Below are 16,015 nucleotides of genomic sequence, written 5' to 3' on the forward strand. Positions count from 1 at the left end.
AACCGCGTCTAAGCTGACGAAGAGTGTGCAGGCTTCGGGAGGGGGAGCATGGACAAACCGGTTGAGCTGAAGGCAGTCGCCGCTGCCGAACGGGTAGCAATGCTCGACGCGCTGCGCGGCTTCGCGCTGTTCGGGATCCTGCTCGCCAATCTGATGGGGTTCGTCGTCGGCCCCGCTCCGGTGTCGATGCGAACCGTCCATGTCGGCGCAGCCCTGGCCGGCCCCGTCGAGTTCGCGCTCGAATGGCTGGTGGTCGGAAAGTTCTACTCGCTCTTCTCGCTCCTGTTCGGGATCGGCTTCGCGATCCAACTGCAGCGGCTGGAAGTGCGCGGCGAAGGGACGGGACGATATGTTCGGCGACTTGTCGTGCTGTTCGGCTTTGGGCTCGCGCACATGCTCCTGCTCTGGATCGGCGACATTCTAAGCCTGTACGCGCTGGTCGGTCTCGCACTGCTGCTGTTCCGGGGCGCTTCGGACCGGACTTTGCTTGTCTGCGCGGCCTTGCTCTGGCTCCTCCCGATCCTATGGCAGGCGACGATGAGCTATGCAGGCTTCGCGCCCCAGCAGCCACTCATTGACGCGGCGATCTGGACGTTCACGCAGTTCGGCATCGATGCCCGCCAGGGTCCCTTCCCGATCTGGACCAGCCCTGATTACCTGATCCATCTGCGCTCCCATCCCGGGGAGATCCTGGTCCGGTACCACGATTTCGTCGAGCAGTTGCGGCCGGCCAAGGTGCTAGCGATGTTCCTGCTTGGGCTCTGGGCCGGACGCCGCCGCATCTTCGCCGATCCGGGCGCGCACCTGCCGTTGCTGCGCAGGATTGCAATAGGCGGGTTCCTGCTCGGCCTCCCGCTCGCATTCGCGCGGGCCTGGCTCGGCGCCGCAGACGGGGGATCGTCAGCGCGGCAGCTGCTGGAGGAAGTCGCTTATTGCGTGGGCACGCCGGTTCTAGCGCTCGCCTACGCGGCCGCTTTCGCGCTTCTCTGGAGCCGCTCCTCGGGCGGGCGGCTGACCAACTTCGCCCCGGCCGGACAAATGGCGCTGACCAACTATCTCGCCCAGACCGTCCTCATGTGCCTGCTCTTCTTCGGCTGGGGTTTCGCGTTGATGGGCCGCCTCCACCTCGGGTTCCTGCCGCTGGTCGCGATCGCGATCTTCCGCCTCCAGCTTGCCTGCAGCCGCTGGTGGCTAGGCCGTTACCGGTTCGGACCGCTCGAATGGCTGTGGCGCACCCTGACCTACGGCAAGGCCCAGCCGATGCGCTTGCCCGGCCCGCAGTGGCGGTCCGCCAACGCGGTTTAGCCGCTCGACAGGCGCTCCGGCCCTGCCCTAGTCAGGTCCGGTCGGAGGATTGCCAAGATGAAGCCCGTACTGCCCCTGCTCGCGCTGCTCGTCGCGGGCGCGCCGCTCGCCGCGATCGCGCAAGGTTCGAAACCTCTGGCCGGCACGACTCAGCAGAGCGGGCTTCTTCCCGTCCATGTTGATGCGAAAGGGGGGCGCATCCTGCTCTCCCTGCCACGGCCGGACGCGCAGGGGCTGATGGGCCGCTATCTTTATGTCGCGGCGCTCAGGACCGGGCTCGGATCGGCGCCGATCGGACTGGATCGCGCGCTGAGCTCCGGGTCGAAGCTGGTCGCGTTCCGGCGGCTCGGCAAGAAGGTCGTGGTGGAAGTGGAGAATCCGCGCTTTCGCGCAACCAACGCGCCCGCGCCCGAGCAGGCCGCGGCGCGGGAGTCGTTCGCTTATTCGACCTTGTGGACCGGAGATGTGGCGGGCGAAACGGCGGACGGGCGGGTACTGGTCGATCTGGCGCCGTTCCTGACGCGCGACGCGGCCGGAATCGGCCAGGCGCTCAAAGGCGCTGGCGAGAAAGGCTTCGCGCTGTCGAACGACCTCAGCGTCGCCGATCCAAGCAGCGTCAGGGCATTCCCCGAGAATATCGAATTTGAAGCGCGCCAGACCTTCGTCTCAAGCGAGCCGAGCGCAGAAGTGAACAACATCGCTCCCGCCGCTGGCAATCTAAGCTTCATCGTCCGCCATAGCCTCGTGAAGCTGCCGGACGCGGGTTACCAGGTGCGCCGCTTCGACCCGCGCACCGGATCGTTCGGGACGCAGGTGCTCGACTTCGCGGCGCCGCTGGGCAGCCCGATCGTGCAGGAACTCGCCAACCGCTTCCGGCTTGAGAAGATCGACCCGAACGCGCCGCGCTCGCGGGTCAAGAAGCCGATCGTCTTTTACATCGACACGTCGGCGCCCGAACCGATCCGCACCGCCTTGTTCGAAGGCGCGAGCTGGTGGACACAAGCGTTCGAGGCGGCCGGCTACCTCGATGCGTACCAGGTCAAGATGCTGCCGCCGGGCATCGACCCGCTCGATATCCGCTACAACGTCGTCAACTGGACCAATCGCGCGACGCGCGGCTGGTCCTACGGCCAAGTGGTCGAAGACCCGCGCACGGGCGAGATCATCAAGGGGCAGGTTCTGTTGGGCTCGCTGCGGGTGCGGCAGGATATGCTGATCTTCGAAGGGCTGGTCGGGGCGGACAAGGTCGGCCGCGGCGGGCCGAACGACCCGATCAACGCGGCGCTCGCCCGCATCCGCCAGCTGGCGGCGCACGAAGTCGGACACGCTCTGGGGCTCGCCCACAATTTCGCCGGTTCGACCCAGGGCCGCTATTCGGTGATGGATTATCCGGCGCCGCGGATCGGGCTGGTCGACGGCGCGCCGGACCTCAGCGACGCCTATGGCGCCGGCATGGGCCGCTGGGACATGTTCGCGGTCAACTGGCTCTATGGCGCGCGCAACGAGGCGCAGGCGGCCGAGATCGCCGCCGCGGGCCTCCGCGACGGGCTTCGCTACGTCACCGACGCAGATGCACGAGCGGTTTCGGCCGCCCAGCCTTATGGCAGCATGTGGGAAGACACAGCCGATCCTGTGGCCGAGCTCGAGCGGATGCTGAAGGTTCGCCGCGCGGCGGTGGACCGGTTCGGGCCGAGCGCGCTGGCGGCGGGCGAACCGGTTTCCAATCTCAGGCGCAAGTTCGTGCCGATCTGGCTGCTTCATCGCTATCAGGTGGAAGGCGCGGCCAAGCTGGTCGGAGGCGTCGATTACGCATACTCGATCCGTGGCGACGGCCGCGAAGCGGCGCGTCGCGTGGGCGAAGCGGACCAGCGGCGCGCGCTTCAGGCATTGCTTGCCACGCTCTCGCCCCAGGCGCTCGCCGTGCCGGCCCAGCTCCTGCCCTACCTCTCGGCCGGCTGGTCGGGGTCGCCGGACCGGCAGTTCGACATCGAGATCTTCCGCACGGCGGGCGGCCCGGTATTCGATCCGCTTGCCGCCAGCGATGCCGCGGCGAACGTCACGCTGGCCGCCCTGCTCGCGCCCGAACGGCTCAACCGCCTGGCCGAGCAGAATCGGATGGACCCGTCGCAGATCGGCGCGAGCGAAGTGATCGATCAACTGATCGCAACGACCTTTGCGCGTGAGGCGTCCGATCCGGCACTGGCCGGGGTGCAGCGGCGGATCGCGACGACGACGACGCTTGCGCTTGCGCGGGTGCAACGCGATCCGGCGCTGCCTGCCCCGCTTGCCCTCGCCCTTGACGCCCGGCTGCGCCGACTGGCGGTTGACCTCGATCAGCGCCGCGACGGCGGCGCCGATCGCGATTGGGCGCGCGGCCTTGGCCGGCTGCTGACCGACCGCGAAGCGCTGGACAAGGTGCTCGCAGAACCTCGGCGTCTTCCGGCCGTGCCGCCCGGAATGCCGATTGGCGGGGCTGAAAGCGATTGGTTCCAACACTGATTAGCGTGCTGGATTCGCTTGGGCGCGACTGGATCACGGCTGGGCGCTCCCACCCGAAATTCAGCTGACAGCAAGCGCCTTTTGCATATGCTGATGTTCCTAGGGCAGTGAGCTTGGGGGTAGTGGCTTATGCGTTTCAGTCAGTGGGTCCGCACGCCGGGAGGGCGGCGCGTTTCGGCCAGTCTCGCCATTCTCCTCGCGGCGGGCGTTTCGCAGATCGATGCGGGGACCGGCACTGCGGCGCAGCCGGCAAGGCCTGCCGCGCAAAAGGTCACCCAGGTCAGCCCGGCGCTTCGCGACAAGGTTCGATCGGTCCTCGGCGAAGTGGCCGCAGCGCCTGCGACACCCGCCATGCTGGCGGCGCAGAGCGCACTCAATGCCCGGATCAGCGCGATTGGTCGCGGCTTCAACGGTGACGTCGGGATCGCGATCAAGGACATCCAGACCGGATGGACCGCGCATCATGACGGCTACTCGCATTATCCGCAGCAGAGCGTCAGCAAGTTCTGGGTCGCGCTGGCCGCCCTGCAGAAGGCCGATCGCGGCCAGATCAATTTCTTCGCGCCGGTGGCGGTAACCGCATCCGACATGACGGTCTTTCACCAGCCGATCCGCGCCGCAATGAAGAACGGCGTGTTCAACACGACGCTCGATGGGCTGCTCCACCGCGCGCTGCAGCAGAGCGACAACACAGCCAATGATATCATCCTGCGCCGGGCGGGCGGGCCCGACGCGGTGCGCAAGTTCCTGGCCGAAAACGGCATCCAGGGCATCCGCTTCGGCCCCGGCGAGAAGCTGCTCCAGGCAGGCATTGCGGGCGTGAGATGGCAGGACAGCTTCTCGATCGGGCGCGCCTTCTACGCCGCTCGCGACGCGATTCCGCAATCCGTTCGCTCCGCCGCTTTCGCCCGCTACGTTGCCGACCCGATCGACGGGGCGACGCCGCTCGGTCTGGTCGACGGGCTGGCCAAGCTCAAGAAGGGGCAGCTGCTCTCGCCCGCCTCGACATCGCGAATGCTGTCGATCATGTCCAACACGCAGACCGGCAAGCAGCGGCTCCGCGGAGGGCTCGCTCCGGGTTACAGCCTGGCTCACAAGACCGGCACCGGGCAGGTCCTGGGCGGCGCGCAGGCCGGCTACAACGACATCGGCATCGTCACCGGCCCCGACGGCCGCTCCTATGCGGTGGCGGTGATGATCAAATACACCAAGGCGCCGCTGCCGGCGCGAATGCAGATGATGCAGAATGTGACCCGCGCCGTGATCGATTATGATCGCGCATCGGGCCGTGGCGGAAATTGGGCCAGCGCCGGTGCGGGAACCGGCTCCGGCAGCAAATAGGGGCAGGCGCATGCTGGCATGGCTCCAAATCGCCTGTAAGCTGTGGGGATGGCTCGCCCACAATCGACCGATTACGACAGAAGACGCGAAGCGATCGTGGCGGCGGCGGCGTGCCTCTACGCCAGGCGGGGCTTTCCGGGGGCGTCGATCTCCGACCTGGCCAAGGCATGCGGCTCGTCGAAGTCTCTAGTTTACCATTACTTCCCGTCCAAAGACGACATCCTGTATGAAGTCATGGCCGCGCATCTCGATGCGCTGGTCGAGGCTGCCGACGATGCGATGCGGGCCGGCGAAGCGCGGGAGCGACTGCGCGCGCTGACGCTTGCGTTCATGCGGCTCTATGTCGGCGCGCAGGACCATCACAAGGTGCTGTTGAACGAACTGGACAATCTCCCGCCGCCGCGTCGAGCCGAGGTGGTTGCCAAGCAAAGACGGATCATCGCGATGGTCGAGGGGCTGGTGAGGGAGATCCGGCCGGAGCTCGATCGCGCGACTTTGCCCGTGACGATGCTGTTCTTCGGAATGATCAACTGGACGCACACTTGGTTTCGCGAAGGCGGCGCGGTCTCGGCCGAGCGGCTCGCGGGACTGGCCGTCGATTTGCTTCTGGGCGGAGTGCCACGGCTTCAGGCGTCGTAATCGACTTCGACGCCCTTGCCTTTCGGCACGGATTGGCAGGTGAGGACGTATCCGGCCGCGACTTCCTGGTCCGACAGGCCATAGCGCGCGGCCATTTCTACCTCGCCGGAGACGACGCGGGCACGGCAGGTGGCGCACACTCCGGCCTTGCAGGCGAAAGGCGCGGGCAGGCCGGCGACACGGGCGCTGTCGAGGATATTGCCGGCGCTCGCAGCGAACGGCACCCGGCGCTTGCGGCCGTCCAGCGTCACCAGCATCGACAAGCCCTGCGCCTGACTTCCAAGCGCTTGCATCTGCGCCGCGAGTGCTGCGGAAGGCCGGCCGGCGGTGAAGCGTTCGACGAGGATGCGCCCTTTGGGGACGCCATGCGCCTCGATCGCGGCTTCGGCGGCATCCATCATGGGGCCGGGGCCGCAGATGAAGAAGGCGTCGACTTGCTTCGGATCGACGAGGCGGGTGAGAATGTCGTCGCACTTGGTGCGGTCGAGCATGCCGTTGAACAGCTCAATATCCTCCGCCTCTTCGGCGAAGAAATGATGCACTTGCAGCCGGTTCATGTAACGATTCTTCAGCCGCGCCAGCTCTTCCAGGAAGATCACCGACTGGCTGTCGCGATTGCCGAAGAGCAAGGTGAATCGGCTATGCGGCTCCAATTCGAGCGCTGTCTTGAGCAGCGACAGGACCGGCGTGATCCCCGAACCGCCCGCAAAGCCGACATACAGATTGCGGGCGGCCGGATCGAAGTCCCAAGTGAAGGAGCCGTGCGGGGCCATGACTTCGAGGCGATCGCCAGAGCGCAGATTGTCGTTGGCCCAATTTGAAAAGGCGCCGCCCGCGATGCGCTTCACCGTGACCTTGAGTTGACCCTCAGATGGCGAGACGCAGAGCGAGTAGTTTCGGCGGACTTCTTCGCCCTGGATGTCGGCCTTGAGTGTCAGATGCTGGCCGGGCTTGAAGGCGAACGCCGGGCGAAGCTCCTCCGGCAGATCGAACCTGATCGATTTAGCCTCGGCGGTCTCAGGGATCACGTCGGCTATGGTCAGAGAATAGAGGCGCGTGTCCATTGCTGGTCAGTGGCACTTGAACAGGTCGAAGGGCTCCAGGCAGTCGCGGCAGCGCCATTGCGCCTTGCACGGCGTCGATCCGAAACGGCTCACCTCCTGAGTCTCGACCGAACCACATTGCGGGCATTCGACGGCGCGGGTGCCGGCCGGGACCGGCGGGGCGATGCCATAGGCCTTGAGCTTGGCGCGGCCCTGCTCCGTGATCCAGTCGGTGGTCCAGGGCGGCGACAGAGCCGTCTCGATGCGCACGTTCTTGAAGCCGGCCTCGTCAAGCGCGACCCGGACCATAGTCTCGATCACCCGGGTCGCCGGGCAGCCGGTGTAGGTCGGGGTCAGCACCACGCGATCGGCATGCACTTCGCGCACGATGCCAAGATCGACCAGCGAAACCGCTGGAATCTCCGGGTCCGGCACTTCGGCCAGTAACGCGCCGATCCGCTCGACCACGTCGGAACGCTCGATCAAAATCACCATGTCGCGTCCGGATAGGCACGGGGGAGGAACTGCATGGTGGCGAGCAGGTGGCCGAGATGCTCGCTGTGATGGCCGCGGCGGCCGCCAAGGATCGGGCGCTGCTCGCGCGGCAGATCGAGCGTGGCCTCTGCGACGACCGCCTGCACCTTGCGGTGAAAATCGTCGCGCATGGCGGACAGATCGGGCGCGATGCCGCGCTCCGACATCTCGGTCGCGACATGGTCCATCTCGAACAGCTCGGGGATGAAACGCCAGTTCCACTCCAAGCCGTCCTGCATCCGCCGGCGGCTCTCCTCCGTGCCGTCGCCGAGGCGGATCACCCATTCGACCGAGAGCTCCTCGTGATAAGTGACTTCCTTGACCGCCTTTGCCGCGACGGCCGCGATCAGCGGGTCCCGCGACGAGCGCAGATGCTCGAACAGCATCTTCTGCCAGGTCGAGAAGAGGAACTGCCGCGCCATCGTCTGCGCGAAATCGCCGTTCGGCTGCTCGACCAGCAGGCAGTTACGGTAATCGAGCACGTCACGGTGGAAGGCCAGCGCGTCGCCGTCTCGCCCCTGCCCTTCGACCTTACCCGCTTCCTGGAGAAAGAAGGTCGCTTGCCCGACCAGATCGAGCGCGAAGTTGGCGATGCTGAGGTCGACCTCGACCGAAGGGCAGCGGCCGGTCCATTCGGATAGACGCTGACCAAGGATCAGGCTGTCGTCGCCCAGGCGCAACAGGTAGTCGAACCGAGCCTGGTCAGCCTCCTCGAGTACCGGCGCGTCGAAAGCACCAACGGGCGCCTGACGCCTGGCGGCTGCTTCGTCCTCGGGACGGATTGGCGGCAGAGAAGGCATCAGATGTGCGTGATGCCGTCGGGGATGTTGTAAAAGGTCGGGTGACGGTAGATCTTGTCCTCGGCGGGCTCGAACATCGGGCCGTCCTCGGCCGGATCGGACGCCATGATGGCGGCGGAAGGCACAACCCAAAGGCTCACGCCTTCCATTCGCCGCGTGTAGGTGTCGCGGGCGTGGCGGACGGCGATTTCACCGTCGGGGGCGTGGACCGAGCCGACATGGCGATGCGACAGCCCGCCGCGCGAGCGCACAAACACTTCCCAGAGCGGCCAATCCTTCATCTGATCCTCCCCGGCACGGAGAGGGAGACCGCGCGAAGCCTGGTGGAGGGGGACTTGACCGCCACGGTGCCGGTGGAGAGCCCCCTCCATCGGCCTCCGGCTGGTCCCCCTCCCCGTCCTGGGGAGGATCTCACGCCGCGACCCTCTCGACTTGCCGCTTCTCGGCATAGGCCGCGGCGGCCTCGCGCACCCACGCATTGCTCTCCCAGGCTTCACGCCGCGCCGTCATGCGCTCCTTCGCGACCGGGCCTTCGCCCTTCACAACCGCGTAGAACTCGCTCCAGTCGATCTCGCCGAAACTGTAGCCGCCCTTTTCCTCGTTCCAGTGGAGATCCGGATCCGGCACGGTGAGCCCGATCGCCTCAGCCTGCGGCACGGTAATGTCGACGAACTTCTGGCGAAGCTCGTCATTGGTCTCTCGCTTGATCCTCCAGCGCATCGACTGGGCGGTGTTGGGGGAATTGTCGTCGGGCGGGCCGAACATCATCAGCGACGGCCACCACCAGCGGTTGAACGCGTCCTGCATCATGCGCTTCTGCTCGGCCGTGCCCGCCATCAGCGCAATACAGATCTCGTAGCCCTGGCGCTGGTGAAAGCTTTCCTCCTTGCACACCCGCACCATCGCGCGGGCGTAGGGGCCGTAGGAGGTGCGCTGTAGCGGAACCTGGTTCATGATCGCGGCGCCGTCGACCAGCCAGCCGATCGCACCCATGTCCGCCCAGGTCAGCGTCGGATAATTGAAGATGGTGGAGTATTTGGCTTTGCCGCTGTGCAACGCCTCGATCATCTCCTGGCGCGAGGTCCCGAGCGTTTCCGCGGCGGAGTAAAGGTACAGGCCGTGACCCGCCTCGTCCTGCACCTTGGCGAGCAGGATCGCCTTGCGCCGCAGCGACGGCGCGCGGGTGATCCAATTGCCTTCGGGAAGCATGCCGACAATCTCGCTATGAGCGTGCTGCGAAATCTGGCGGGTTAGCGTGCGCCGATAGGCTTCCGGCATCCAATCCTTGGGCTCGATGAACTCGTCGGCCGCGACCCGCGCCTCGAAGGCCGCCAGCTTGTCCGGATCCTCGATCGCCTGGACGCTCTGCGTCTTCTGCAACTCGGTCGTGTACATGCCTGTCTCCTTGGGCCCGCTTCTACCATTCACCGACCGAACGGTCAACGAATGACGCTTGGCGTCCCGACGCTTCAACGCCCCGGCAAGCCTCCGGTTCGCTCAGTCGAAGCCGTTTGCCAGGAAACGCTCTGCAAAGGTGCAATGGAGTGCGACGCCCTTGGCCATGGTTGCTTCGTCGAGCATCATGCGGGTGTTGTGGAGCGGCGGGTTGGAGGCGGGGTCAGTGCCTTCCGGAGCGGTGCCGAGGATCGCAAAAGCGCCGGGTATCCCCTTGAGCACGAAGGCGAAATCCTCCGCGCCCATGATCGGGGCCGGTATCTCCTGCCATTCGCCCATGCCCCCGGCGCAGCGCCGGACGAAGTCGTAGGCGCGCGGATCGTTGCGGGTGACGGGATAGCCATCCTCGACCCGGCCCTCACCGCTCATGCCGTGGGCGGCTGCGACATGGTGCACAATGCGGACGAAAGCCTCCTGCAGGGCCGCGCGGCGCTCTTCAGACAATGTGCGAAGCGTGCCGAGCAACTCCACGCTGGACGGGATGATATTGTGCGCGCTGCCGGCTTCGATCTTGGTGATGGATAGCACCGCCGGATCGGTCACCGGCACGGTCCGCGCGATCAGCGCCTGCAGCGCCGACACGATCTCGCAGGCGACCGGAATCGGATCGAGGTTCTCGTGCGGCATGGCCGCGTGGCCGCCCCTGCCGGTGATGGTCGCGCTGACCGTATCGGCCGATGCGAGCAGCGGCCCGGGCCGGCTGGCGACGAGACCGCGCGGCATGTTCGGCCAGATATGGAGGGCGAATGCGGCGTCGGGGCGGCGGCCGGGCAGGACATCGTCGAGCAGCCCATCCTTCATCATGTGACGGGCGCCGGCATAGCCCTCCTCGCCGGGCTGGAACATGAAGACGACGGTGCCGGGCAGAGAGTCGCGACGGGCGGAGAGCGCGCGGGCGGCGCCGACCAGCATGGCGGTATGCGCGTCGTGGCCACAAGCGTGCATCGCACCCGGCACCTGACTGGCGAACGGCAGCCCAGTCTCCTCCTGCATCGGCAGCGCATCCATGTCGCCACGAAGCAACACGGCCCGTCCATTGTCGCCACCGCCGCGCAGGATCGCGACAAGACCGCTGGTGGAGGGCCCCTCGCGCAGCTCGAGCGGCAGGCCGGCGAGCGCGATCTTGATCTTGGCGGTGGTGCGGCGGCAGTCGAGCCCGATCTCCGGGTCGGCGTGGATGGCGCGGCGCAGGGCGATAACGCCGTCGAGCTCGGCTTCGCCGGCGTCGATCCAATTGCTGATCTGCTGGTCCATGTCGCTCCTCCTCAGACGCGTTCGATGACGAGGGCGATGCCTTGACCCACGCCGATGCACATTGCGCAGAGCGCATAACGGCCGCCGGTGCGGTGCAGTTCTTCGGTTGCGGTCAGCGCGAGGCGCGCGCCGGACATGCCGAGCGGATGTCCGAGCGCGATGGCGCCGCCGTTGGGGTTCACGTGCGGCGCGTCATCGGGCAGGCCGAGCTCGCGCAGCACCGGGAGAGCCTGCGCGGCGAAGGCCTCGTTGATCTCGATCACGTCCATGTCCGAAATGCTTAGGCCGAGGCGCTTCAGCAGTTTCCGCGAAGCGGGCGCTGGGCCGATGCCCATGATGCGAGGCTCGACGCCGGCGATTCCGCCGCCGACGATGCGGGCGCGCGGGGTGAGGCCGTTGCGTTTGGCGGCTTCCTCCGAGGCCACGATCATGGCGGCGGCGCCGTCATTCACACCGGAGGCGTTGCCGGCCGTCACCGTGCCGTCGCCACGCACGATCGGCTTGAGCTTGGCGAGCGCCTCGACGCTCGTCTTGCGCGGGTGCTCGTCGCGATCGACGACGAGCGGGTCGCCTTTGCGTTGCGGGATGGCGACCGGTACGATCTCCGCGGCGAAGCGGCCATTCTCTTGTGCCGCGCTCGCCTTCTCCTGGCTGTGGACGGCAAAACGGTCCTGATCCTCGCGGCTTACCTGATATTCCTGCGCCACGTTCTCCGCCGTCGACGGCATGGTGTCATCGCCATAGGCGCCCTTCATCTTTGGATTGACGAAGCGCCAGCCGATGGTGGTGTCGTACATCTCCGCATTGCGATCGAAGGCGCTGGTCGCCTTGGCCATCACGAAGGGCGCGCGGCTCATGCTCTCGGAGCCGCCGGCGATGACCATGTCGGCATCCGAGCCGCGGATCACGCGCGCAGCCATCGTGACTGCGTCCATGCCGGACCCGCACAGCCGGTTGAGGGTCACTCCGCCAGAAACGTGCGGCAGGCCCGCGAGCAGGCCAGCCATGCGGGCAAGGTTGCGATTATCCTCGCCGGCTTGGTTGGCGCAGCCGAGGATGACGTCGTCGATCTCGCTCCAGTCGACACCGGGGTTGCGGTCGATCAGCGCCTTGATCGGGATGGCGGCGAGATCGTCGGCGCGGACAGAGCTAAGCGCGCCGCCATAGCGGCCAATGGGGGTGCGCACCGCCTCGCAGATGAAGGCCTCGGTCATCTCTCGCGCCACGTGCTGCTCCCTTGGGTTTGTCGAACGAGCGGTCTATCAGGCCGGCCATGACTTACCGGACCATCGACTTCAAGGCCGAGGGCGGGATCGCGCGGCTGACGCTGAACCGCCCCGATCGGCTCAACAGCTTTACCGTCGAGATGCATGAGGAAGTGCAGGACGCGCTCGGGAAGCTCGACGAAACGCGGGTGCTGGTGCTGACCGGCGCCGGGCGCGGCTTCTGCGCGGGGCAGGATTTGAACGACCGGGCGGTGGCGCCGGGTCAAAGCGTCGATCTCGGCCATTCGGTCGAGACTTATTACAACCCGCTGATCCGCAAGCTCACCTCCCTGCCCTTCCCGGTCGTGGCCCGGGTGAACGGGGTGGCGGCCGGCGCCGGAGCGAACATCGCGCTCGCCTGCGACATCGTGATCGCGGCCCACTCGGCCAAGTTCATCCAGAGCTTCGCTTCGATCGGGCTCATCCCCGACAGCGGCGGAACCTGGGTGCTGCCGCGGCTGGTGGGGCAAGCACGCGCCCTGGGTCTTGCATTGACGGCGGAGCCGCTGGCGGCCGAAACGGCGGCGGCATGGGGCCTGATCTGGAAGGCGGTGCCGGATGCCGAGCTTGAGGCCGAAGTCGATGCGCTCGCCGCGAAATTCGCTTCGGCGCCGACGCGCGGCCTTGCCGCGATCAAGCGTATGATCCGCCAGAGCTGGGGCCATTCGCTGGATCAGGAACTGGACCTGCAGCGCGACGCGATGCGCGAGCTGGGCGGCAGCGACGATTATCGTGAAGGCGTGGCGGCCTTCATGGAGAAGAGAAAGCCCGTGTTCGCAGGGCGGTAGGAGCTGAGATGAAGACGCTGAACCTCCTCAATTACGCGCAGGACGGCTGGTATGGCGCAAGCGGCGGCCTTGCGGAGGTGCACAGCGCCGTCACCGGCGAGCTGGTCGCGACGACGGGCAGCCAGGGTCTCGACTTCAAGGCGATGCTGGACCACGCCCGTAATGTCGGCGGGCCGGCGCTGCGGCGTCTGACGTTCCACGAGCGCGCGCACATGCTGAAGGCGCTTGGACAAGCGATCATGGCGCGCAAGGAGGAGCTGTACGAGCTCTCCTACTCGACCGGCGCGACGCGGACGGACAGCTGGATCGATATCGAGGGCGGTGCGGGCACGCTCTTCTCCTTTTCGTCCAAGGGCCGTCGCGAGCTTCCCAACCAGCGCATCCTGATCGACGGAAACATGGAGCCGCTTTCCAAGGGCGGCACCTTCGTCGGGCAGCATGTCTGGACACCTTTGCAGGGTGCCGCGATCCACATCAACGCGTTCAACTTTCCGATCTGGGGCATGCTGGAAAAGCTTGGGCCGACCCTGCTGGCGGGCGTGCCGGCGATCGTGAAGCCGGCATCGGCGACGGGCTATGTCGCTGAAGCGGCGTTCCGGGTGATGATCGAAGCGGGAATTCTACCGCCGGGCGCGATCCAGCTCATCATGGGCCGCGTCGGCGATCTATTCGAGCATCTGACCGGGCAGGACGTGATCTCCTTCACGGGCTCCGCCAACACGGCGGTGAAGCTGCAGACCCACCCGGTGATCGCGCGCGAGGCGGTGCGGTTCATCGCCGAACGGGACAGCCTCAACGCGTCCGTGCTGGGGCCGGACGCGGGGCCGGACACGCCCGAATTCGCCGCGTTCGTGCGGGAAGTCGCGCGTGAGATGACCGTCAAGGCGGGGCAGAAATGCACCGCGATCCGACGGGCCATGGTTCCTGCCGAGCAAATGGATGCAGTCCAGAACGCACTCAGCGCCCGGCTGGCCAAGGTGCGGATCGGTGACCCTCGTGAGGAGGGCGTGCACATGGGTGCGCTCGCCAGCCGCGACCAGCTTCGTTCCGTCCGTGAGGCCGTGGCCGAACTGTCCCGTTCCGCGCGGATCGTCTCAGGCGATCCGGAGGACTCGCCCGTTGCTGGGGAGGGCGCCTTCATCCAGCCAATCCTGCTGCGATCCGATGATCCCTGGGGTTCGCCGGACGTCCACGACATCGAGCCGTTCGGCCCGGTCTCCACGATCATGCCTTATCGCGACCTGCCCGACGCGATCGCGCTCGCCAATCGCGGAATGGGCAGCCTGGCGCTGTCGCTGTTCACCTTCGACCCGGCGGCGGCGGAGGATTTCGTGCTCGGCGCCGGCTCTTTCCACGGCCGCATGATGATCATCGACCGGACCAGCGCCGGGGAAAGCACCGGGCACGGCTCCCCCCTCCCCGTCCTCACCCATGGCGGCCCCGGACGCGCCGGCGGCGGCGAGGAGATGGGCGGCGCGCGCGGGGTTACGCACTACATGCAGCGGACGGCGCTGCAGGGCTCGCCCGCTTTGCTGTCGTCGATCGTCAAGCAATGGCTGCCCGGCGCGCCCAAGCCCGAGGGGGACGTTCACCCCTTCCGCAGGCACATGTCGGAACTGGAGGTCGGCTACACGCTGAGGACGAAAAGCCGGACGGTGACGCTGGACGATGTGGAGCATTTCGCACACTTCACCGGCGACACCTTCTACGCGCACATGGACGATAAAGCCGCGAGGGCGAGCCCCATCTTCGAGGGCCGCGTCGCACACGGCTACCTGATCCTGAGCTTCGCCGCAGGGCTGTTCGTGGAGCCTTCCCCGGGCCCGGTGCTCGCCAATACCGGCCTGGAGAACCTGCGTTTCCAGACCCCGCTTTACCCCGGCGACAGCATGCGGGTGGAGCTGACGGTCAAGTCCAAGAGCGTGCGCGACGAAGAACGGGGCGAGGTCCGCTGGGCGGTCTACGTCTTCAACCAGCGGGACGAGGTGGTCGCGACCTACGACCTGCTCACGATGAACCGCCCATGATCGACGAAGCGCTGCGTGATCGGCTGCTCGGCATGGCCGAGACGGACCTCGCGACGCGCGCGCGGCTTGCTGAAGACGGTTCCCTGTTCGACGGCTACCATCCTGAGATGCGGGCGGTGCATGAGCGGCATGCGGATGCGCTCGCCCAGCTGGTCGCGGAAGGTGGATGGCCAACGGAGGAGCGGGTCGGCGTGGATGGGGCAGAGGCGGCGTGGCTGATCGTCCAGCACGCCATTTCGCGTCCCGCCTTTTGCCGGGAGGTGCTGATCGAACTGAAGCGGCTCGGCGAGGCGGGCGAGGCGCCGCGCTGGCAGGCCGCGTATCTCGAGGATCGCATCCGCGTCTTCGAAGGGCGGCCGCAGCTTTACGGCACCAGCTTCGACTGGGACGAGGAGGGCCAGATGAGCCCTAAGCCGATCGAGCGTCCGGAACGGGTCGACGAACGCCGGCAGGGGGTAGGACTCGGACCGCTGAAGGATGCGATCGCTCACCATCGGAAGGAAAGCGCCCCTGAGTTCAGGCCGGCCGACATGGACGGGCGCAGGCGCGAGATCGAGGCCTTCGCTCGCGCCGTCGGCTGGCGCCCGTGAAGCTGAACGGCGCCTAACCGATTGATTCAGCAAAGGCTCAAGGCGAATCGCCGATACGGTTCTCGGCACGGAGCGGCGTAATGGCTCCGTGTCGGGTTCTCAGTTTCGGAGTGTTTGTTATGCGTAAGTTCCTCCTGGCCGCCTCGGCCCTTACCCTCACCACCCCGGTCATCGCTACCAGCGCTGCCGAAGCGCACCGCACCGGATACCGGCACAGCCACACCGCGCAGCATCAGGTCTACTGCCAGAAGCGTTCGGGCACGACCGGCCTCATCGTCGGCGGCGCCGCGGGTGTGCTCGCCGGCCGCGAGATCGACAAGCGTGGCAGCCGCACCACCGCCTCCGTACTCGGGGGCGCAGTCGGCGCCCTGCTCGGCCGCCACGTGGAGCGCAACGTGCTCAGCCGGCGCTGCCGCTAAGCTCGACCAGTTGCTTTGATGAGACGCCCTGGCCAACGCCGGGGCGTTTCTCCTTG

15 protein-coding genes are annotated in these 16,015 nt (G+C 66.8%); 8 read left to right on the forward strand and 7 right to left on the reverse strand.

Features of this window, described 5'->3' with window-relative positions; translation table 11 throughout:
• Positions 1–48: 48 nt before the first annotated feature.
• The 4 genes from VF631_RS03560 to VF631_RS03575 all read left to right on the forward strand — a co-directional run bounded on the left by VF631_RS03560 (position 49) and on the right by VF631_RS03575 (position 5,784).
• A complete protein-coding gene (locus tag VF631_RS03560; RefSeq protein ID WP_431848895.1) occupies positions 49–1,305 on the forward strand; it encodes a DUF418 domain-containing protein in 1,257 nt (418 codons plus the stop codon).
• Between the two features lie 57 nt (positions 1,306–1,362).
• Complete coding sequence (locus VF631_RS03565; protein ID WP_431848896.1) at positions 1,363–3,804, forward strand: zinc-dependent metalloprotease; 2,442 nt, start codon at positions 1,363–1,365, stop codon at positions 3,802–3,804.
• Positions 3,805–3,933: 129 nt separating this feature from the next.
• Positions 3,934–5,145, forward strand: a complete 1,212-nt coding sequence (gene bla, locus VF631_RS03570) for a class A beta-lactamase (RefSeq protein ID WP_431848897.1) — start codon at positions 3,934–3,936, stop codon at positions 5,143–5,145.
• 48 nt (positions 5,146–5,193) lie between these two features.
• Positions 5,194–5,784 (forward strand): TetR family transcriptional regulator, encoded by a 591-nt coding sequence (locus tag VF631_RS03575; RefSeq protein ID WP_431848898.1) that lies wholly within the window; start codon positions 5,194–5,196, stop codon positions 5,782–5,784.
• Here VF631_RS03575 and VF631_RS03580 read toward each other — a convergent pair.
• From VF631_RS03580 to pcaF, 7 genes are all read right to left on the reverse strand, one after another.
• On the reverse strand, positions 5,772–6,848 hold the full coding sequence (locus tag VF631_RS03580; RefSeq protein ID WP_431848899.1) for a 2Fe-2S iron-sulfur cluster-binding protein: 1,077 nt from the start codon (positions 6,846–6,848) through the stop codon (positions 5,772–5,774). The genes VF631_RS03575 and VF631_RS03580 overlap by 13 nt on opposite strands.
• Positions 6,849–6,854: 6 nt before the next feature.
• Complete coding sequence (paaD, locus tag VF631_RS03585; RefSeq protein WP_431848900.1) at positions 6,855–7,322, reverse strand: 1,2-phenylacetyl-CoA epoxidase subunit PaaD; 468 nt, start codon at positions 7,320–7,322, stop codon at positions 6,855–6,857.
• Positions 7,316–8,161, reverse strand: coding sequence for a 1,2-phenylacetyl-CoA epoxidase subunit PaaC (gene paaC / locus VF631_RS03590; protein WP_431848901.1), 846 nt, complete (start codon positions 8,159–8,161; stop codon positions 7,316–7,318). The genes paaD and paaC overlap by 7 nt, the downstream gene beginning before the upstream one ends.
• Positions 8,161–8,442 carry a 1,2-phenylacetyl-CoA epoxidase subunit PaaB gene (gene paaB, locus VF631_RS03595; protein WP_431848902.1) on the reverse strand — a complete coding sequence of 94 codons (282 nt, stop codon included), beginning with the start codon at positions 8,440–8,442 and terminating at the stop codon, positions 8,161–8,163. The genes paaC and paaB overlap by 1 nt, the downstream gene beginning before the upstream one ends.
• A gap of 130 nt (positions 8,443–8,572) precedes the next feature.
• Complete coding sequence (gene paaA, locus VF631_RS03600) at positions 8,573–9,556, reverse strand: 1,2-phenylacetyl-CoA epoxidase subunit PaaA (protein WP_431848903.1); 984 nt, start codon at positions 9,554–9,556, stop codon at positions 8,573–8,575.
• Positions 9,557–9,658: 102 nt separating this feature from the next.
• Positions 9,659–10,870 carry a M20 metallopeptidase family protein gene (locus tag VF631_RS03605; protein WP_431848904.1) on the reverse strand — a complete coding sequence of 404 codons (1,212 nt, stop codon included), beginning with the start codon at positions 10,868–10,870 and terminating at the stop codon, positions 9,659–9,661.
• Positions 10,871–10,881: 11 nt separating this feature from the next.
• Entirely contained in the window at positions 10,882–12,084 is a 1,203-nt protein-coding gene (gene pcaF / locus VF631_RS03610) for a 3-oxoadipyl-CoA thiolase (protein WP_431848969.1), read from the reverse strand.
• A gap of 59 nt (positions 12,085–12,143) precedes the next feature.
• Here pcaF and paaG point away from each other — a divergent pair, with 59 nt between their 5' ends.
• The 4 genes from paaG (at position 12,144) to VF631_RS03630 (ending at position 15,959) form a co-directional block, all read left to right on the forward strand.
• Positions 12,144–12,923 carry a 2-(1,2-epoxy-1,2-dihydrophenyl)acetyl-CoA isomerase PaaG gene (gene paaG / locus VF631_RS03615; protein ID WP_431848905.1) on the forward strand — a complete coding sequence of 260 codons (780 nt, stop codon included), beginning with the start codon at positions 12,144–12,146 and terminating at the stop codon, positions 12,921–12,923.
• 8 nt (positions 12,924–12,931) lie between these two features.
• On the forward strand, positions 12,932–14,950 hold the full coding sequence (gene paaZ / locus VF631_RS03620; protein WP_431848906.1) for a phenylacetic acid degradation bifunctional protein PaaZ: 2,019 nt from the start codon (positions 12,932–12,934) through the stop codon (positions 14,948–14,950).
• The gene (locus tag VF631_RS03625; protein WP_431848907.1) at positions 14,947–15,540 is read left to right on the forward strand and encodes a DUF6624 domain-containing protein; all 594 of its coding nucleotides are present in this window, start codon (positions 14,947–14,949) and stop codon (positions 15,538–15,540) included. Before paaZ ends, VF631_RS03625 begins: the two co-directional genes overlap by 4 nt.
• Positions 15,541–15,659: 119 nt before the next feature.
• Complete coding sequence (locus VF631_RS03630) at positions 15,660–15,959, forward strand: glycine zipper 2TM domain-containing protein (protein ID WP_431848908.1); 300 nt, start codon at positions 15,660–15,662, stop codon at positions 15,957–15,959.
• The last annotated feature ends 56 nt before the right edge of the window (positions 15,960–16,015 follow it).

Origin of the sequence: Allosphingosinicella sp. (assembly GCF_036387615.1) — a bacterium.
In the GTDB taxonomy this organism is placed as follows: Bacteria; Pseudomonadota; Alphaproteobacteria; order Sphingomonadales; family Sphingomonadaceae; genus Allosphingosinicella.